This is a genomic window from Megasphaera sp. SC8-1, from assembly GCF_024436295.1.
GTDB lineage: Bacteria > Bacillota > Negativicutes > Veillonellales > Megasphaeraceae > Megasphaera > Megasphaera elsdenii.
This window is the reverse complement of sequence record NZ_JANFQH010000020.1, coordinates 36,783-54,535: the sequence shown is the minus strand read 5'-3', so window position 1 is coordinate 54,535 and position 17,753 is coordinate 36,783. Positions and strand designations below refer to the sequence as shown.

At 53.1% G+C, this 17,753-nt stretch carries 18 protein-coding genes and 1 riboswitch; of the genes, 3 read left to right on the top strand and 15 right to left on the bottom strand.

Going from position 1 to position 17,753, the window contains the following annotated elements; genetic code table 11:
• Positions 1-260: 260 nt before the first annotated feature.
• From NOS26_RS06025 to NOS26_RS05955, 15 genes are all read right to left on the bottom strand, one after another.
• On the bottom strand, positions 261-995 hold the full coding sequence (locus NOS26_RS06025; RefSeq protein WP_014016003.1) for a YebC/PmpR family DNA-binding transcriptional regulator: 735 nt from the start codon (positions 993-995) through the stop codon (positions 261-263).
• A gap of 14 nt (positions 996-1,009) precedes the next feature.
• Positions 1,010-1,582: an RNA methyltransferase gene (locus NOS26_RS06020; RefSeq protein WP_255917405.1), complete on the bottom strand. Its 573-nt coding sequence runs from the start codon at positions 1,580-1,582 to the stop codon at positions 1,010-1,012.
• On the bottom strand, positions 1,579-2,316 hold the full coding sequence (gene trmD, locus NOS26_RS06015; protein WP_022497506.1) for a tRNA (guanosine(37)-N1)-methyltransferase TrmD: 738 nt from the start codon (positions 2,314-2,316) through the stop codon (positions 1,579-1,581). The genes NOS26_RS06020 and trmD overlap by 4 nt, the downstream gene beginning before the upstream one ends.
• Positions 2,313-2,816 (bottom strand): ribosome maturation factor RimM, encoded by a 504-nt coding sequence (gene rimM, locus NOS26_RS06010; RefSeq protein WP_014016000.1) that lies wholly within the window; start codon positions 2,814-2,816, stop codon positions 2,313-2,315. The genes trmD and rimM overlap by 4 nt, the downstream gene beginning before the upstream one ends.
• Positions 2,817-2,822: 6 nt before the next feature.
• A complete protein-coding gene (locus NOS26_RS06005; protein ID WP_014015999.1) occupies positions 2,823-3,230 on the bottom strand; it encodes a YlqD family protein in 408 nt (135 codons plus the stop codon).
• A gap of 8 nt (positions 3,231-3,238) precedes the next feature.
• Entirely contained in the window at positions 3,239-3,466 is a 228-nt protein-coding gene (locus NOS26_RS06000) for a KH domain-containing protein (protein WP_014015998.1), read from the bottom strand.
• Between the two features lie 15 nt (positions 3,467-3,481).
• A complete protein-coding gene (rpsP, locus tag NOS26_RS05995; RefSeq protein WP_014015997.1) occupies positions 3,482-3,751 on the bottom strand; it encodes a 30S ribosomal protein S16 in 270 nt (89 codons plus the stop codon).
• 55 nt (positions 3,752-3,806) lie between these two features.
• Entirely contained in the window at positions 3,807-5,159 is a 1,353-nt protein-coding gene (ffh, locus tag NOS26_RS05990) for a signal recognition particle protein (protein ID WP_014015996.1), read from the bottom strand.
• A 13-nt stretch (positions 5,160-5,172) separates the two neighbouring features.
• Positions 5,173-5,502, bottom strand: a complete 330-nt coding sequence (ylxM, locus tag NOS26_RS05985) for a YlxM family DNA-binding protein (RefSeq protein ID WP_255917404.1) — start codon at positions 5,500-5,502, stop codon at positions 5,173-5,175.
• Between the two features lie 170 nt (positions 5,503-5,672).
• The gene (locus NOS26_RS05980; RefSeq protein ID WP_255917403.1) at positions 5,673-7,664 is read right to left on the bottom strand and encodes a molybdopterin-dependent oxidoreductase; all 1,992 of its coding nucleotides are present in this window, start codon (positions 7,662-7,664) and stop codon (positions 5,673-5,675) included.
• A gap of 257 nt (positions 7,665-7,921) precedes the next feature.
• The gene (locus tag NOS26_RS05975) at positions 7,922-9,097 is read right to left on the bottom strand and encodes a phosphoribosylaminoimidazolecarboxamide formyltransferase (RefSeq protein WP_022497573.1); all 1,176 of its coding nucleotides are present in this window, start codon (positions 9,095-9,097) and stop codon (positions 7,922-7,924) included.
• A gap of 54 nt (positions 9,098-9,151) precedes the next feature.
• Positions 9,152-9,229: riboswitch (ZMP/ZTP riboswitch) on the bottom strand.
• Between the two features lie 83 nt (positions 9,230-9,312).
• Positions 9,313-9,792, bottom strand: a complete 480-nt coding sequence (rlmH, locus tag NOS26_RS05970) for a 23S rRNA (pseudouridine(1915)-N(3))-methyltransferase RlmH (protein ID WP_014015992.1) — start codon at positions 9,790-9,792, stop codon at positions 9,313-9,315.
• Positions 9,792-10,925 (bottom strand): S1C family serine protease, encoded by a 1,134-nt coding sequence (locus NOS26_RS05965; protein ID WP_014015991.1) that lies wholly within the window; start codon positions 10,923-10,925, stop codon positions 9,792-9,794. The genes rlmH and NOS26_RS05965 overlap by 1 nt, the downstream gene beginning before the upstream one ends.
• A complete protein-coding gene (locus NOS26_RS05960) occupies positions 10,922-11,860 on the bottom strand; it encodes an MBL fold metallo-hydrolase (RefSeq protein ID WP_054336284.1) in 939 nt (312 codons plus the stop codon). The genes NOS26_RS05965 and NOS26_RS05960 overlap by 4 nt, the downstream gene beginning before the upstream one ends.
• Positions 11,847-12,365, bottom strand: coding sequence for a hypothetical protein (locus NOS26_RS05955; RefSeq protein WP_255917402.1), 519 nt, complete (start codon positions 12,363-12,365; stop codon positions 11,847-11,849). The genes NOS26_RS05960 and NOS26_RS05955 overlap by 14 nt, the downstream gene beginning before the upstream one ends.
• A 1,131-nt stretch (positions 12,366-13,496) precedes the next feature.
• Between NOS26_RS05955 and NOS26_RS05950 the strand changes: the two genes are divergently transcribed.
• The 3 genes from NOS26_RS05950 to potE all read left to right on the top strand — a co-directional run bounded on the left by NOS26_RS05950 (position 13,497) and on the right by potE (position 17,688).
• Positions 13,497-14,681 (top strand): acetyl-CoA C-acetyltransferase, encoded by a 1,185-nt coding sequence (locus tag NOS26_RS05950; RefSeq protein WP_255917401.1) that lies wholly within the window; start codon positions 13,497-13,499, stop codon positions 14,679-14,681.
• 211 nt (positions 14,682-14,892) lie between these two features.
• Positions 14,893-16,074, top strand: coding sequence for an acetyl-CoA C-acetyltransferase (locus NOS26_RS05945; protein WP_014015981.1), 1,182 nt, complete (start codon positions 14,893-14,895; stop codon positions 16,072-16,074).
• Positions 16,075-16,362: 288 nt separating this feature from the next.
• On the top strand, positions 16,363-17,688 hold the full coding sequence (potE, locus tag NOS26_RS05940; protein ID WP_022498336.1) for a putrescine-ornithine antiporter: 1,326 nt from the start codon (positions 16,363-16,365) through the stop codon (positions 17,686-17,688).
• Positions 17,689-17,753 lie beyond the last annotated feature (65 nt).

The following is a 17,753-nucleotide window of genomic DNA, read 5'->3' as shown; positions in this document are numbered from 1 at the left end:
TTCTCTCAACTTCTGAACGTAGTATACCATGGAGATGAAGAGGAATCTGTTGTTATTACAACATTTGAAAAAAATCGTTCGTCGTAGGTCGTTCATCGTTTGTCGAAAATCCACGCAAATACAGAGTAAGGCTATCCACAGGATTCACGCGGGCCTCCGGCTATGGAGGCCCCTACAAAGTTTAAACCATCACGTCAAACGGCAAACGCCAAACGAACCACGAAAAAAGGGCTGCCGTGCAGGCGGCAGCCCTTTTTTCTTTATTCTTCCTCTTCCGGAAGTTCTGCGTTGTGGTATACGTCCTGGACGTCGTCGAGTTCGTCGAGAGCGTCTACGAAGCGTTCCATTTTTTCAGCGTCTTCACCGGTGAGTTTAATCGTGTTTTCCGGAACCATGGTGATCGATGCGTGTTCCGTTTCGATGTTGTTGTCAGCCAGGGCTTTTTCGACAGCATCGAAAGCTTCCGGCGTCGTGATGATTTCGTAGTCTTCATCGGAGACTTTTACGTCATCGGCACCGGCGTCGAGAGCGACTTCCATGATCTGGTCTTCATCAGCCTGGTCGCGGTTGACGACGAAAATGCCCGTGTTGTGGAACATCCAGCTGACACAGCCCGTAGCACCGAGGTTGCCGCCGGATTTGGAAAATTCGTGACGGACAGCAGCGGCTGCGCGGTTGCGGTTATCCGTGAGGACGTTGACCGTAACGGCAACGCCTGCCGGGCCATAGCCTTCGTATACGATTTCTTCATAGTTCTGGCCTTCCGTAGCGCCAGCACCTTTCTGGATAGCCCGTTTGATGTTATCTTTCGGGATATTGTTTTCCTTAGCTTTCTGAAGGGCCAGTTTCAGACGCATGTTGCCGACCGGGTCCGGGCCGCCCATGCGGACAGCAATCGTGATTTCACGGCCGATTTTGGTCGTGATCTTGCCACGGATTGCGTCGTTTTTCCCTTTTTTACGTTTAATATTCGCCCATTTAGAATGTCCAGACATTCAAATGCCTCCCTTTATTTCCACCAATCTTCGCCGGCCAGGCGATCTAAGATGATAGCTGCTGCCGAACGGACAGATAAGTGATTATATTCCCCGGCGCCGTAAATCGGTTCCAGGATGAAATCAAATTTTTCCATCGTTTCTTTGGTCATGCCATAGCCCGTGCCAAAGAGCAGGAGGATCGGCGTATCGTCTTCTTCCCGCTTGTGCCGCAAATCCTTGTAGGAAATGGTATTGGCATAGGTCCGCGCATCCGTCGTGACGACGTAAGGTTTCTTCCCTTCTGCGGTGGTGACTGCTTCGACAGCCGCTTCGATGGACGGGCGGATGTCGACGATATCGGAAGCCTGTGTGCGGTAGCCGTTATAATTACGGCCTACCGGGCTTTCCCAAAAATCCATGATTTTATGCACCATATCGAGCTGCCCCGGAATATGGTGGATGATGAAATATTTCTTGACGCCATACGTCTTGGCTGACCGCGAAATGTCGTGCAAATCGTAGTTGGTAATAGCCGTGGCAATGACGTTAAAGTTCTTATCATATATGGGATAATGAACCAATCCTACATACAAAGGGGAAGTCATCCTTTTTTCGCCCCTTTCAGTTTTGCCAGTATCTTTTGGTCAGCTGGCGACAAATCGCAGTGCTGCAAAAGATCTGGCCGTAATTCCAAGGTCCGCGCTAGCGACGCCTCCCGGCGCCAGGCATCGATTTTGGCGTGATCGCCGTTTCGCAGGACTTCCGGTACGGCCATGCCGCGAAAGACGGCAGGCTTAGTGTACTGCGGATATTCCAGGAGCGACGAATAGAAAGAATCGTCAGCGGCCCCGGCAGCTGCGCCGAGGACTCCGGGAATCATGCGGGCCACGGCATCGGTAACGGTCATAGCCGGCAGTTCACCGCCAGTAAGGACGTAATCGCCGACGGAAATAGTTTCATCGGCCAAATCCTGCTCAACGCGGTAATCGACGCCTTCGTAATGGCCGCATAATAAAATAAGCTGGTCGTATGTCGCCAGCTCGCGTGCTTTGGCCTGCGTAAAGGTCTGCCCTGCGGGCCCCATGAAGATGATACGCCGCCGCGGAACTTGACGCCGCACGGCTTCGACAGCGGCATAGAGGGGCGCTGTTTTCATGAGCATCCCACAGCCGCCGCCATAGATGGTATCATCGACCATGTGATGGCGGTCATACGTGAAATTACGTGGATTGGTCACATCCAGATCCAACAGACCGGCTGCCCGGGCCCGCCCGATGATGCTGTGCTGAAAAAAAGCTTCGATGAACTCCGGAAAGAGTGAGATAATGTCGATTCTCATTCGTCCACCCACTCCGGCGGATCGACGACGATTTTCTTTTCGCCTTCATCAATGGACTTGATGACATCGGGAATGGCGGCCAGGAGTGTTTCCTTGCCGTCATCGGCAGTGACGACGTAGACGTCGTTGCTGCCCGTGCGCAGTACGTCTGTAAGTTTTCCCAGTTCATGGCCCTGAAGGTCATATACGGCCGAGCCGAGGATGTCGTAGATATAGTGCTGGCCTTTTTTCAGGGGTACTAAATCTTCGCGCGGGACCTGCAGGTCTTTCTTGACCAAGAGTTCCGCTGCGTTGCGATCATCGACGCCGACAAATTTCATGAGGACGACCCGCTTATGAAGACGTGCAGATTCTACTTCATATTTTTTGCCGTTGATGTAGCCGTATTTCATTTTCAGGAATCGTTTCGGAAAATCCGTATCGGGATAAATACGAACATCACCCCGCACGCCGTGCGGGGCAACGATTTGACCGATTGTAAAAAGATCTAATTCAGCCATCGTATTCTATTGGCGGATAGAAACAATCTTGCCGTCTTCAAGCAAGATTTCTGTTCCCATCAATTTTTCTAAATCATCGCCGACCTTGACAACGACAGTCTGTTCGAGCGTGCCTTGTCTGATTTCGGAACCGATTGTCAACTGTTCAGCTTCTTCTCTGTCGTGCTGTGCCTTTGCTTTTGCTGCAGCAAGACGCTGTTTCTGTTCTTCTACTTTAGCACGCAAGGAAATCAACCCCTGGGCATCGATTTTAGCCTGTTCGGTCATCATGCGTTTAGCCTGGAATTCCAGGTTCTGCATTTCCCGATCGATGTCACTCAGGGCCTGGTCAGCACCTTTGAGGATACGATCCTTGAGGGCCTGCGTCACCTTTGCTTTGACAGCGACAGGAACGCGCAATGTAATCTGATCCATGGTTCCTCCTATACGATATCCACTGATACTTTCTTGTTAGCCTTCACTGCCGCAGCCTTGACAACAAGGCGCAATGCTTTCGCAATTTTACCCTGTTTGCCAATGACTTTACCCATATCTTCGGGTGCGACATGAAGCTGATAGACTTCGAGGCCTTTTTTTTGAATCTTGGTAACTGTAACCGCATCCGGGTTCTTGACGAGGGACCGGGCGATACATGCAATCAATTCTTCCATAGTATCCAGCCTCACTTACTTTTTGGATGCTTCAAACTGAGCCATGATGCCAGCTTTTTTGAAGATAGAACGGATCGTATCTGTAGGCTGTGCGCCTTTGCCGAGCCATGCTACAGCTGCTTCAGCATCGACAGTCAGACGAGAGTCCATGTCTTTGGACGGATCGTACATGCCCAACGTAGCGACCGGGCGACCGTTGTTACGAGCATCGCGGGAATCAGCGACGACGACACGGTAGATCGGTTTCTTTTTAGCACCTAAACGAGCCAAACGAATTTTAATCATTGAAAATCACCTCCTTGATATAGTATCTTATTTCCACAAAAAAAGGGAAATCCATTTAAAAAGGCAGACGCGGCATGAAACCCCGTCGTTTATTCTTCTGTGCTTTCTTGGCCTGCTTCATCATCTTCTGCATTTCTGCGAACTGCTTGATGAGGCGGTTGACATCCTGTACGCGGGTGCCGCTGCCTTTAGCGATGCGGCGCTTGCGGCTGTCCTTGATGAGCATCTTCGGATTGGCACTCGACCGTTCCTGGGCCGTCATGGATGTGATGATGGCTTCGATCCGTTTAAATTCTTTGCCGTCCATGTCGACTTTGTCGAGTTCTTTCTTGTATTTCCCAATGCCCGGAATGAGGCTCAGGAGACTGCCCATATTGCCCATCTTCTTGATCATATGGAGCTGGGACAGGAAGTCATCGAAGGTAAAGGTACCACTTTTCATGGTCTTCTTCATGTTTTCCATCGACTCTTCATCGAAGGCTGCCTGGGCCTTTTCGATGATTGTTTCGACGTCGCCTAAATCGAGGATACGCGACGCGTAGCGGTTCGGATGAAATTCTTCCAGACCGTCGAGCTTTTCGCTGACGCCGATGAACTTGATTGGTTTGCCCGTAACGGCCTTGATGGACAAGGCAGCACCGCCGCGGGCATCGCCATCGAGCTTGGTCATGATGATACCGTCGATGCCGAGAGCTTTATCGAAGGCCGATGCAGCCGTAACGGCATCCTGACCGGTCATGGCGTCGACGACGAGCAGGATTTCATGGGGATGGACTTCATTCTTGATATTGATGAGTTCATCCATGAGTGTTTCATTAATATGTAAACGGCCGGCCGTATCGATGATGACGACATCGCGTAAATGGCTGGTCGCATAGGGTATCGCATGTTGGGCGATGGCTACAGGGTCCTTGCTGCCCTCTTCAGTGTAGACGGGCATGTCCAGTTCCTGGCCGAGGACCTGCAACTGCGTGATAGCGGCCGGACGGTAGACGTCGGCTGCAACCATGAGCGGGCTCTTGCCCTGGGACTTCAGCTTCTTAGCCAGTTTGGCAGCTGTCGTCGTCTTGCCGGCGCCCTGGAGGCCGACGAGCATGATGATGGTCGGTGGCTTGGGGGCGATGGTGATCCGGCTCTGTGTCCCGCCGAGGAGTTCCGTCAGTTCATCGCGGACAATCTTGATGACCGTCTGCGACGCGTTGAGGCTGCCGAAAACTTCTTCGCCGACGGCCTTTTCTTTTACTTTCTTGATGAAATCTTTGGTGACGGCAAAGTTGACGTCCGCTTCCAGAAGGGCGCGGCGCATCTCTTTCAGCGCTTCGCTGACATCCTCTTCAGAAAGCTTCCCTTTGCCGCGGAGTTTTTTAAATGCCGCCTGGAATCGTTCGGACAGACTTTCAAATGGCATAAGGGGCCTCCTTCTATAACTCTATTTCATGCAAAAGCTGTTTCGCTCTTTCAAGGGTCTGCGGTTCTTCCCGGTCGAGAAGCCACTCTACTTCATCGATTTTATCCCGGACCGCATCGTAGCGGGCCAGCAGATGAAGGCGCTGTTCGTAATTTTCCAGCGAGTGGGACGCGCGCTTGAGCATGTCATAGGCACCTTGACGGGAAATGTGCAGTTCTTCACCGATTTCGCTAAGGGACAAGTCCATATCGAAATACATTTCCATGCAGCGCCGTTGTTTTTCCGTAAGCAAAGGCCCGTACAAATCGAGGAGCCGTCCCTTGCGGACTACATCTTCAAGCATGGCTTCACCGCCTTTCAAACAGCGTACTTTGGTATTATAACGGAAAGCGACCCATCTGTCAAGTATTTTTACTTGTCAGATGGCATATCCGCCAGACAGCCAATAACGCACAGCTGCTGGCGGGCGCCCACGTGGCAAGCCCGCCTCTACGGATGTGGCAACAGTGCTCTCTACTTGATGATGGAGACCCGGACGTCGTAGAAGGTGCTGCCGGCACCTTCATCGGTCAGGCGCTGGGACGTGAGGACGTTGACCGAAGCCCCCTGCCCTTTGACCCATTCGCGCCACCAGACGCCTTCGCTGACGACCTGGCCTGGTACGGTCCGGTCGGAAATGACGACGGTGAAATCGGCCTGGCCCCGTTCATTGGCCAAGGTCACGGTCTGCCCTTCTGTCAGTCCATAGCGGGCTGCATCATCGGGATGGACGAAGAGGTCCATGATGTGGCCGGCCGTCAGCTCGTCCCGTTCATTGAAGGACGAATCGAGGATGCGCATATCCGGGCCGTTGACGAAAGCCAGGGTGCCGTCATCTTCAGCCAAAGGCATATAGTCGGGCAAAGGCTGGGCCAGGGCTTCGTTGCGGATTTCGATTTTCCCTGATGGCGTTCCAAAGCGGGTCTGATAATCGTCCGGCAGGGGCAGCGGCGTCGGCAATCCCTGGAGCAGCCGCTGCCGGTCTACCGGAAGGGGCCATTTCGTCGTCGATGCAGCCAGGGCTTCGACGAGGTCCCTTTCCGAGCGATTATAGAACTCATCCTTGATTCCCAGGGCATGGGCCAGGTCACAGGCGATGCGCCAGTTGGAGCGGCTCTGGCCGACTGGCGGAATGGCCGCATAGCCGCACTGAATCGTATAGTTGCCATAAGAATAATAAGCATCGTCGTGCTCCAGGGACGTCGTCGCCGGCAGGACGAGGTCGGCATAGCGGGCCGTATCGGTCATGAAGCGTTCATGGACGACGGTGAATAAATCGTCCCGGCAAAGTCCTTTCAGGACCTGGTTCTGGTCCGGCGCCGTGCAGGCCGGGTTCGACGAATAGACGAAGAGACTGCGGATGCTATCATCTTCCGTCAAGGCCTGGCCGAGGCAGCACATGTTGACGATGCGCTTGCCTGGCTGTTTCCAATCGGAATGGGTGACGATTTCTTTATCATAGGCTTTCGACGCCGATGCCGACGTCAACAGGCCGGCCCCTTTCTTGCCCCAGGCGCCGACGACGGCAGGCAGACAGGTGATGAGGCGTGTCGTCATGGCGCCGTTGCGATAGCGCGACTGGCCGCTGCCGAGGCGGATGAAAGGCGCCCGGGCCTGTCCGTAGGCCTGGGCCAAGGCGACGACAGTCGCAGCCGGTACGCCGGTGATAGCCTGCACGGCTTCCGGCGTATACTTGGGGAGGACCTGAACTTTCAGTTCGTCCCAGCCGAGGACGTTTGCCGCCAGAAAGGCTTCATCGGCCAGTCCATCGCGGTCGAGGACATGCATCATGCCCAGGACCAGGGCTCCATCGGTCCCCGGGCGGACGGCGACGAAATGGTCGGCTAAATCAGCCGTCTTATGGCGGTACGTATCAATACACCAGACGACGGCCCCTTTGCGCCGGGCCGTTTCGACATCGTGGCGGAAATGGATATTCGTCGCCACCATGTGGAGACTCCAGAGGAAGATGCAGTCGCTGTCCTGAGCTTCCTGCGGTGCCGTCGGCATGGTGCTGCCCATGACATCCTTGAATCCCTGCCCTTTGGCCGGAGCGCAGATGGTCCGGTCCAGTTCCGAAGCGCCCAGACGGTAAAACAGTCCGTGCAGAACATCATGCTGGACAATGCCCATGGTGCCGGCATAGGAATAAGGCAGGATGGCTTCGGCACCACAATCGGCAATAATCGCCTTCCACCTTTCAGCAATCTCCGCCAGGGCTTGGTCCCAGGAAATAGGTGCAAACTGGCCGCTTCCCTTGGGCCCGGTCCGCTTCAAAGGCATCGTCAGACGGCGCGGCGAATGGACGGTCCGTTCATAATGGGCCATCTTCGGGCACAACGTCCCGCGCGTAAAAGGATGGGCCCCATCGCCGGCGACGGACACGACGCGGCCGTCGTCGACAGAAACGACAAGCCCGCAGGCATCGGGGCAGTCATAAGGGCAGACAGATGTATAGGTTTTCATGATATCACCTCTTGTTTCGTGGTTCGTGGCTCGTAGTTCGTGGCTCGTAGGGGCCGTCCCAAAGGGCGGCCCTCCTGGAATTGGTGGAAAAAGGAGCCGTCGCATCGCGACAGCTCCTTTTAAGCAGTTAGCAGTTAGGGGTTAGCAGTTAGCAAATGATTTTAAATTTAAAAGCCATTACATCAAACTTCAAACATCAAACCCCAAACATTGAATATAAAAGAAAACGACCTTTCCCGACAGAAAGGGGGATATGCTTAATGATGGAACAGGCGCAGGCCGGTCATGGCCATGGCGATGTTGTATTTATCGCACGTTTCGATGACATTGTCATCGCGGATGGAGCCGCCGGCCTGGGCGATGTAGTCGACACCGCTGCGATGAGCCCGTTCGATGTTGTCACCAAAGGGGAAGAAAGCATCACTGCCCAAGGCGACGCCGTGGAGCTGGGCAATCCAGGCTTTCTTTTCTTCCCGTGTGAGCGGTTCCGGTTTTTCCGTGAACAGATCCTGCCAGATGCCGTCGGCCAGGACATCTTCGTAATCATCGGAGATGTAGACGTCGATAGCGTTGTCGCGGTTCGGGCGGCGGACATCGTCGCGGAAAGGCAGATTCAGGACTTTCGGATTCTGGCGGAGCCACCAGATATCGGCTTTGTTACCAGCCAGGCGCGTGCAGTGGACGCGGGACTGCTGACCGGCGCCGACGCCGATGGTCATGCCGTCTTTGACGTAGCAGACCGAGTTGGACTGAGTGTATTTCAGGGTGATGAGGGCGATCATCAAATCGCGCTGGGCATCGGCGGGGATATCCTTGTTTTTCGTCGGGATATTCTTAAAGAGGTCCGTCGTGATCTTGGCTTCGTTGCGTTCTTGTTCAAAAGTGACGCCGTAGACTTCCTTCGATTCGATTAAGCGCGGCTTGTAGTCCGGGTTAATCTGGAGGACGCAGTAGTTCCCCTTCTTCTTGGTCTTCAAAATGGCCAGGGCTTCGTCGCTGTAGCCCGGAGCGATGACGCCGTCCGAAACTTCCCGTTTGAGGAGCGTTGCCGTTTCAACGTCGCAGACGTCGGACAAGGCGACGAAATCACCATAAGAGCTCATGCGGTCGGCACCGCGGGCACAAGCATAAGCCGAAGCCAGGGGTGACAATTTCAAATCGTCGACCCAGTATATTTTTTTCAGGGTATCACTCATTTCCGTGGCGACGGCGGCCCCAGCCGGGCTGACGTGCTTGAAGGAAGCCGCAGCCGGAAGGCCCGTTGCTTCTTTCAATTCTTTGACCAGCTGATAGCTGTTGAAGGCGTCGAGCAAATTAATATAACCGGGGCGGCCGTTGAGGACCGTAAAGGGCAGGTCGCTGCCGTCTTTCATATAAACCCGGGCCGACGACTGATTGGGGTTGCAGCCGTATTTTAATTGCAGTTCTTTCATGGTGATTCCTCCTGAATAGTTAAGCAAAAATAAAAAAATACCGACACTTCTGGAACGTTTCGCCCAGACGGTCGGCTCGTATGAATCATGCTCCCCGTGGTAACTCCACTTCCGTCAGTCACATGTTTCAGATTTATTATACCGTCCGCAGCCGGGAGATGTCAAGAAAAAGCCCCTCCCTGGATAGGCATAACTTCCACGGGAGGGGCTTTGTTTTATAAGTGATACGGCTCGTGCCGGTCGATCTTGATGGCCCGGTAGATTTGTTCCAATAAGAGGAGGCGTATCATCTGATGGGTCAAGGTAATACGGCCAAAGGAAATGCAGTTGTCGGCTTTGCGGCGGACGAGGTCGCTCAGGCCGAAGGGGCCGCCGATGATGAAGGAGATTTCACTGCAGCCGTACAGGGCCAGTTTGGCAAAGGACGCTGCCAGATCTTCAGAGGATACGAGTTTCCCCTGTACATCCAGGGCGAAGAGGTGCGAGCCCTGGCGGACGTGGCGCAGCATCTTCTCCCCTTCTTTGTCGAGGACCTGGGCCTTCTGGGCCGGCGACGGATTCTCAGGCATCTTCTCTTCAGGAAGGACGGTCACTTCGACCTGGCCATACGGGCGCAGGCGCTTCAAAAACTCGTCGATGCCGGCGGTGAGGTATTTCTCTTTGATCTTGCCGATGGTAATGACGTGATACTTCATCAGTTGGTCCCATCCCCCTGGTCTGACGAATCATTCTGCGGACTTTCCTGGAGGACGACGGTGACTTCGTGGTCCGAACCGTTGCGCGTATAATCCAGGCTGACAGAATCGCCGACATTGTGCTTGTCCATGACGCTCTGGAGGGCGCTGAAGTCTTTGACATCGGTGCCATCGAGTTTCAAGATGACGTCGCCGTGTCTGAGTCCTGCCTGATCCAGAGGTCCGCCGGCAGCGACTTTATAGACGTAAATGCCAGGTACATTCAATCTCATGCCGAAGCGGGCAGCCATCTGCTGGTCCAGGCCGTATAAGCCGAGGTACGGGCGGACGACCTTGCCGTTCTGGATGAGGTCCTGCAGGATCGGGCGGGCTGCGTTGATAGGAATGGCGAAGCCCAGGCCTTCGACACCTTCTTTAGAAATCTTGGCGCTGTTGATGCCGATGACCTTGCCGTCAGCATCGACGAGAGCGCCGCCGGAATTGCCCGGATTGATGGCAGCGTCAGTCTGGATGAGCTTCATGCTCTGCCCTTCGGCACCGATAGTCCGGTTCAAAGAGCTGATGACGCCGACCGTGACGGTCCCCTGAAATTCCAGGCCCAGCGGGTTGCCGATGGCAATGGCCGGTTCGCCGACCTGCAGGGAATCGCTGTCGCCAAATTCAGCGACGGGCAGGTTGTCCATCTTGATCTTGACGACGGCTAAGTCCGTCTTTTCATCGCGGCCGACGACGGTCCCTTCCGTACTCTGGCCATCGGCCAGGGAGACGATGACCGTCTTGGCCGTACCGACGACGTGGTTATTGGTTACGATATAGCCGGCCTTGTCGAAGATGACGCCGGAACCGACGCCTTCACCGACCAGGACTTTCCGGTTGAACATATCGCGGTTATAGACTTTAGTCGTAATGCCGACGACGGCCGGGCTGACCTTCTTGGCAGCCTGGACGACAGCCGTATTTCGGGCATCCGAGATGGAATCCGATTTCGACGGTTCCTGGAGCTGGTTCACGGTTCCGTTATAAGTGCCGCTCGGCGTAAAAAAGGCATCGTGGATCTTGAAGCCGCCGAAGACGCCGACAGCGATGAGGACGACGGCAGCAGCTGCCGTGATGATATGTTTGCGTTGCATCATAGTTCATGACTCCCTTCCTGGAAGCGGACACTGCCCTTCTGGCAGGCCAGCCGTAATAAGATATCCTGGCCGATGACCCGGCCGGCCTGGGATAAGACTGTACGCATCGTGTGCAGCGCCAGGGACGGCGTATTGTTCTTTTCGCTGCGGTGGGCCAGGAGGACCCGCATGACGCCTTTCGTCGGCAGACCGGCCAGAAAAGCGGCTGCCGTCTTGTTGGACAGATGCCCCCAGCGGCCAAGGATGCGCTGCTGGAGCGGATACGGATACGGACCGTTGCGGACCATCTGCTCATCGTGATTGGCTTCTAAGATGAGGATATCCGCATAAGCCGCAGCGGCTGCGACGTCGGGGCTGACACAGCCTAAGTCCGTCGCCAAGGTAATCTTCGAATCGCCGTGGCAGATAGTATAACCGACGGGCCGGGCCGCATCGTGGGAGATGGCAAAGGGGATGACCTGGATGTCTTTCAGTCCTACGCGCCGCGTCAGCCGGACGAAACGGTCCTGGAAGCCTTCTACTTTCCGGCCCATGGCCTGCCAGGTCTCGGCCGTCGTATAGACGGGCATGGCCGTCCGCTTGAGAAGCGTCGCCAAGCCGTTGACGTGGTCCGAATGTTCATGGGTGATGAAGACCGCGTCGAGGTCGCTCAAGGTGCAGTCATAGCGCTTCAATCCCTGTTCGATACGGCGACAGCTGATGCCGGCGTCGATGAGGATATTCGTCTTCCCACAACGGATATAGGCCGCATTGCCCTTGCTGCCGCTGGCCAGCATACTGACCAGGCAGTCGCCTGACCGGGCTTCGCCGCCGAGATTGGGAATCGCATCAGCCGCTGCTGGCGGTGCCGCAACAGGTACCTTGCATCCGGCCTGCTGACGGGCTGCCTGAATCGACAGGGCCATCGCCTGGAGCTGCCTTTCACTTTCCGTCATGGTCTCCCCTCCTTCTGTTGAAAAAAAAACCATCGTTCCGGAATAATCCAAACGATGGTCTGTCGCGGGGAAAGACAGCTTCCTTTTCCAGCGTATAGCCTTCCGGATAGCGGCGGGAACAGCGGGGATGGTACATGTCGACATACAGGCGGTCGACGAACTTGCCGCTGACGTTGGTCAGTTCAAAGACATCGATGCCGTCGACGCTGCCGGCTTTGTGGAAAAAGACCATCGATCCGGTCCGGCGCAGGCGCAGGCGCGATAAGTAGACAAATTCTCCACTCGGTCCATTGACGGGAATTGGATTGGTCCTATCGTGGCCAAAACGACCATATGAACCTGGAATGATGTCACAATCTTCGCCATGCGTCACCTTGTCGGCCAGTTTGCCTGACAGGGCCTGATTCTGTAATTCCGGCGAATTGAAAATCTGCAAGGCCTTGTCATAGATTTCCTCGCTCTTCGTTCTCTGGTGTTCTTTAAAAAAGGCATCAAAAAATCCCATGATACTCCTCCCACTATATAAAACATTTATATAATAATTTCACTTACTGATGACAGCCGTAACGACGTCACGGCATCAAAGGATATTGTATCCATTATAAGGCATTTCCCGCCCTGTCGCTAGTGCCTGTCAGTCACCATTTTTCTATTTTTAAGTTTATACTTTATTTTAACGTAAAATTTAATATTTTTCTGTTTTGAATAAATATCTATTTTATTCACTTTTACACTTCTTGTCCTTTGCTTTTGTTTATTCTATTTAAAAGGATTTTTCGGCCATTTTCCTGTTTTTATACTGTTCAAATACCTATATTTGCATTGTGGTAATACAGGTGTCAAGTCGTTGCATTTTCTGGCTATTGATTTTATTTACGCATATGATATTATATTTATAGATAAAGAGTTCCGATTTCCGGATTCAATATCTGATACATATTTAAAATTATTAAGTTTCGCAATATATTAAAGAAGAAAAGAGGTAAGAACTATGAATTTAAGTGCAGACGCAAAAATCATCATCTCCATGGGCGCTTTACTTTCGTACAGTTTCATCGCTCATCTTCTTTAAAAGGAATAGGAAAAGGGCTTGCCGCATCGCGGCAAGCCCTTTTTTAGTGGTTAGGGGCTAGTGGCTAGGGGTTCGTAGGGGCCGTCCCAAAGGGCGGCCCGCCTAGGAAATGTGCGATTTCCCACTCCGTTTGCCGAGAGAATCCCCCAAAGTCATAACGGGCGCCCCACGTGGCGTCCCTACAGCATCATCGCCGCCGCGGCCTGCAAACAGCGGACCTGCGTTTTTTATGGGATTCCTATAACGGGCCGCCTGGACCAGGACGGCTCTACGAGCGGCTAGCCGCCAACCATACGTATACCAAATTATTCGTTCTCTTTATTCTTTTCTCATCTGACCCTTTCTTTATCATGATTATCTAGCATAGGGAAAATTCATTTTCCTCTTGCATTTCCTTGTGAAAAAATGTACTATATAGGCATGGAGATTGTGAAATTTAGAACTCAAGTTCTTCATTTCAGCGTAACCCCCAAGGAGCTGCGTAAGCGGCGGCTCCGTCAACTAAGTCTTATATACTATATTATTCTATACTTTGTTTCACATCACGAAAGGATGGTTTTTCTAATGAGAGATGCTGTTATCGTAAGTGCTTGCCGTACGGCCATCGGCAGTTTCAATGGCCAGTTCGCAGACGTCACCGCGGTAGACCTCGGTGTAGCTGCTGTTACTGAAGCAATCAAACGCGCAGGTATTCCTGTCGACCAGATCGACGAAGTCATCATGGGCCACGTACTCCAGGCTGGCTGCGGTGAAAACACGGCCCGTCAGGTAGCCCTTCATTCGGGTATTCCTCAGGAAGTTCCTGCTTTCACATTAAATAAACTTTGCGGTTCCGGTATGCGTGCCATTTCCCTCGCTTCCCAGCAGATCAAACTCGGCGATGCTGACATCATCGTAGCCGGTGGTATGGAATCCATGTCCAACGCCCCCTACTCCATCGCTAAAGGCCGCCGCGGTTATCGTATGGGCAACGGCGTCCTCGAAGACTTGCTCATGCGCGATGGCCTGTTCTGCACGGAAAACAACTACCACATGGGCGTAACGGCTGAAAACGTTGCCGCTCGCTTCAATGTAACCCGTGAAGATCAGGATAAACTGGCTTGCCGTTCCGAACAGTTGGCTTACAAAGCTCAGCAGGAAGGCAAATTCGACAGCCAGATCGTCCCGGTAACGGTTCATAAGAGAAAAGGCGATGTCATCGTCGACAAAGACGAATTCATCCGTCCGAACTGCACCATGGAAACACTGGCTAAACTCCGTCCGGCCTTCATCAAAGACGGCACAGTTACCGCTGGTAACGCTTCCGGCATCAACGACGGCGCAGCTGCTGTTGTCGTAATGTCCGCTGAAAAAGCTAAAGAACTCGGCATCAAACCGCTGGCTCGCATCATCGACTGGGCTTCGGCTGGTGTTGAACCGGCAATCATGGGTACTGGCCCTGTTCCGGCAGTCCGCAAAGTCATGAAGAAGACCGGCATGAACGTCGACCAGATGGACCTCATCGAATTGAATGAAGCTTTCGCAGCTCAGTCCGTATACTGCGTCCGCGAACTCGGCCTCAACATGGACAAAGTCAACATCCACGGCGGCGCTATCGCCCTCGGCCATCCGATTGGCTGCTCCGGCGCTCGTATCGTCGTCACCTTGCTCTACGCATTGGCTGAACCGGAAATCAACGGTAAATATGGTCTGGCTTCCCTCTGCATCGGCGGCGGCCAGGGCACGGCTATCATCGTAGAACGTCTGTAATTCAAAAATTCCCTATTCCCTAGCCATAAGTAAGGGAGATGTATGGAGTACGTAATTTTTTGAACGTGCTCTGTACATTTCCTTAAAAAAGGTGTATGATAGCAATATCAAAGTATCATTTTTATTATGATACTTTCGCCCGGTGTATCCTCTCATACTGATTCGCCGGCACCTATTTCATACGTAAAAAATTATCCAAGGAGTGATTCCAATGAAAGAAGTAGTTATCGTAAGCGCTTGCCGTACAGCAATTGGTAAATTCGGTGGCGGTTTCAAAAACACACCGGCTGTAGAACTCGGCGCTGTTGTCATTAAAGAAGCTCTCAAACGTGCTGGCATCGAAGGTAAAGACGTCGATGAAGTCGTAATGGGCAACGTCCTTCAGGCTGCTCAGGGCCAGAACCCGGCTCGTCAGGCTATGATCAAAGCTGGCATGCCTATCGAAGTACCGGCTCTTACGGTCAACAAAGTCTGCGGTTCCGGTCTCCGCTGCGTATCCTTGGCAGCTCAGATGATTAAAGCCGGCGACGCTGACGTCATCGTAGCAGGCGGCATGGAAAACATGTCCATGGCTCCTTTCGCTGTTCCTAAAGCTCGTTATGGCTATCGTATGGGCAACGGTGTCCTCGTCGATACCATGATCAAAGATGGCCTCTGGGATGCATTCAACGATTATCATATGGGCATCACGGCTGAAAACGTTGCTGAACGCTTCGGCATCACTCGTGAAGACCAGGATGCACTCGGTGTCCGTTCTCAGGTCAAAGCTTGCGAAGCTATCAAGAGCGGCGCATTCAAATCTCAGATCGTTCCGGTAACGGTTCATCAGAAAAAACAGGACGTCGTCATCGATACAGACGAATTCCCGCGTGAAGGCACGACCATGGAAGGCCTTGCTAAATTGAAACCGGCCTTCAAAAAAGGCGGCACAGTTACTGCTGGTAACGCTTCCGGCATCAACGACGGCGCAGCTGCATTCGTAGTTATGTCCGCTGATAAAGCGAAAGAACTCGGCCTCAAACCGATGGCTAAAGTCGTAAGCTATGCTTCCGCTGGCGTCGATCCGTCCATCATGGGTACCGGCCCTGTTCCTTCTTCCCGTAAAGCATTGGCTAAAGCTGGCCTCGAAGTCAAAGACCTCGACCTCGTCGAAGCTAACGAAGCTTTCGCAGCTCAGGCTGTATACTGCTGCCGTGAACTCGGCTTCGATATGGATAAAGTCAACATCCATGGCGGTGCTATCGCCCTCGGCCATCCGATTGGTGCATCGGGCGCTCGTATCCTCGTAACCTTGCTCTATGGCTTGAAAGAAGTCGGCGGCAAATACGGCTTGGCTACACTGTGCATCGGTGGCGGCCAGGGTACGGCTTGCGTCGTAGAAAACATCGACTAATTTCATCTCTCATGTAAAAAAGGTCTTGTCGCAGTGCGACAAGACCTTTTTTTAGTTGTTAGTAGCTAGTTGTTAGTAGCTAGCGGATGGTTTTAAATTTAGCCACGAAACACGAGCTACGAACCACTAAACTCTATTCCCATTTGGAATATAGAGCGTGAAAAGTGGCCCAAATACATATAACGTTTTTTCAAAAAGTATTTAATTTTCCCGGCAAAAATGATAGAATTAATTTGCTAAAAAACTCAAGTCATGCTTATACGCATCAACACGAAAGAAGGACTGATAATGAAAACTACATGTCGTAAAATGTCTGTGGTACAGTTGACCTTTGTCACTGCTGCCAACATGCTTGGCGCCGGTATCATCATGCTGCCGACCAAGCTCGCCGAAGTCGGTACGATCTCGATTATTTCCTGGATTATTACCTCACTAGGCTCTTTAGCCCTGGCCATGGCTTTTGCCCGATGTGGCATGTTCACGACGAAGCCAGGCGGTATGGGCGGTTACTCCGAATACGCTTTCGGGCGTGTAGGACATTTTATGGCTAATTACGCCTACTCTGTTTCCATCGTAATTGCAAACGTCGCCATTGCCATTACGGCTGTGGGTTACGGCGCCGGTTTCCTTGAGACAACCTTTACGCCGTTGCAGACGTGTTTATATACGATCGCTTTATTGTGGATCGCGGCAGCCCTCAATTTCAGCGGCTCCCGTTATTCCGGCAAGCTCAGCGCCATTACCATCTGGGGTGCCATCATCCCGGTCCTGGGCATTTCCATCATCGGCTGGCATTGGTTCAGCCCGGCTACGTGGCTGGCTTCGTGGAACCCCAATGATTTGGGACTCAGCGATGCCGTCGGCAATTCCATCGCCCTGACGTTGTGGTCCTTCTTGGGACTCGAATCGGCAGCGGTCAACATGGATGCCGTTGAAAACCCGAAGAAATCCGTTCCGATTGCCACCTTCGTCAGCACCCTCGGCGTCGCCATCATCTACGTCGCCTCGACGAATGTCATCGCCGGCATCGTCCCCAATGCGGAAATCCTGGCATCGAGCGCTCCCTTCGGCCTGGCCTTCTCGTACATGCTCGGCGATACGGCTGGCAAAGCCGTCATGGGCCTCATGGTATTCTCCTGTGCCGGTTCCCTCTTGTCCTGGCAGTTCACCTTGGCCCGCGTCTTCAAGACCAGCGCCCAGCGCGGCCTGTTCCCCAAGATTTTTGCCAAAGTCACCAGTGCTGACGTACCGGTCAAAGGCATGCTGTGCATCCTCTGCATGCAGAGCCTCCTGGCCCTCATGACCATCAGCCCGACCCTGGCTGCCCAGTTCGAACTCCTGGCCAACCTGGCCGTCGTCACCAACGTCATCCCCTACATGCTCTGTGCCGGGGCCCTGACGACGATCCTCACCAAGGAACATATCCCCAATGAAGTCTGTAACAGAAATACGTCGATATTCCTGGCAGGCGTATCCATTATCTACTGCGTATATGCATTGACTACTACCGATGCCACGACCTTCCTCAGCGGCTGCTTCGCCGCCTTCCTGGGATGGCTGGTATACGTCATCCGCTTCACCATCATGAAGCAGACCATTGTAGAAATAAAATGAATAGAAAAAACCTGTCGCGAAAGCGGCAGGTTTTTTTGTGGTCCGTTGGGCGTGGTTTGTTTGAC

Coding starts and splice junctions, on each gene's coding strand:
- NOS26_RS06025 (WP_014016003.1), bottom strand. CDS start 995: ATGTCTGGACATTCTAAATGGGCGAATATTAAACGTAAAAAAGGGAAA.
- NOS26_RS06020 (WP_255917405.1), bottom strand. CDS start 1,582: ATGACTTCCCCTTTGTATGTAGGATTGGTTCATTATCCCATATATGAT.
- trmD (WP_022497506.1), bottom strand. CDS start 2,316: ATGAGAATCGACATTATCTCACTCTTTCCGGAGTTCATCGAAGCTTTT.
- rimM (WP_014016000.1), bottom strand. CDS start 2,816: ATGGCTGAATTAGATCTTTTTACAATCGGTCAAATCGTTGCCCCGCAC.
- NOS26_RS06005 (WP_014015999.1), bottom strand. CDS start 3,230: ATGGATCAGATTACATTGCGCGTTCCTGTCGCTGTCAAAGCAAAGGTG.
- NOS26_RS06000 (WP_014015998.1), bottom strand. CDS start 3,466: ATGGAAGAATTGATTGCATGTATCGCCCGGTCCCTCGTCAAGAACCCG.
- rpsP (WP_014015997.1), bottom strand. CDS start 3,751: ATGATTAAAATTCGTTTGGCTCGTTTAGGTGCTAAAAAGAAACCGATC.
- ffh (WP_014015996.1), bottom strand. CDS start 5,159: ATGCCATTTGAAAGTCTGTCCGAACGATTCCAGGCGGCATTTAAAAAA.
- ylxM (WP_255917404.1), bottom strand. CDS start 5,502: ATGCTTGAAGATGTAGTCCGCAAGGGACGGCTCCTCGATTTGTACGGG.
- NOS26_RS05980 (WP_255917403.1), bottom strand. CDS start 7,664: ATGAAAACCTATACATCTGTCTGCCCTTATGACTGCCCCGATGCCTGC.
- NOS26_RS05975 (WP_022497573.1), bottom strand. CDS start 9,097: ATGAAAGAACTGCAATTAAAATACGGCTGCAACCCCAATCAGTCGTCG.
- rlmH (WP_014015992.1), bottom strand. CDS start 9,792: ATGAAGTATCACGTCATTACCATCGGCAAGATCAAAGAGAAATACCTC.
- NOS26_RS05965 (WP_014015991.1), bottom strand. CDS start 10,925: ATGATGCAACGCAAACATATCATCACGGCAGCTGCTGCCGTCGTCCTC.
- NOS26_RS05960 (WP_054336284.1), bottom strand. CDS start 11,860: ATGACGGAAAGTGAAAGGCAGCTCCAGGCGATGGCCCTGTCGATTCAG.
- NOS26_RS05955 (WP_255917402.1), bottom strand. CDS start 12,365: ATGGGATTTTTTGATGCCTTTTTTAAAGAACACCAGAGAACGAAGAGC.
- NOS26_RS05950 (WP_255917401.1), top strand. CDS start 13,497: ATGAGAGATGCTGTTATCGTAAGTGCTTGCCGTACGGCCATCGGCAGT.
- NOS26_RS05945 (WP_014015981.1), top strand. CDS start 14,893: ATGAAAGAAGTAGTTATCGTAAGCGCTTGCCGTACAGCAATTGGTAAA.
- potE (WP_022498336.1), top strand. CDS start 16,363: ATGAAAACTACATGTCGTAAAATGTCTGTGGTACAGTTGACCTTTGTC.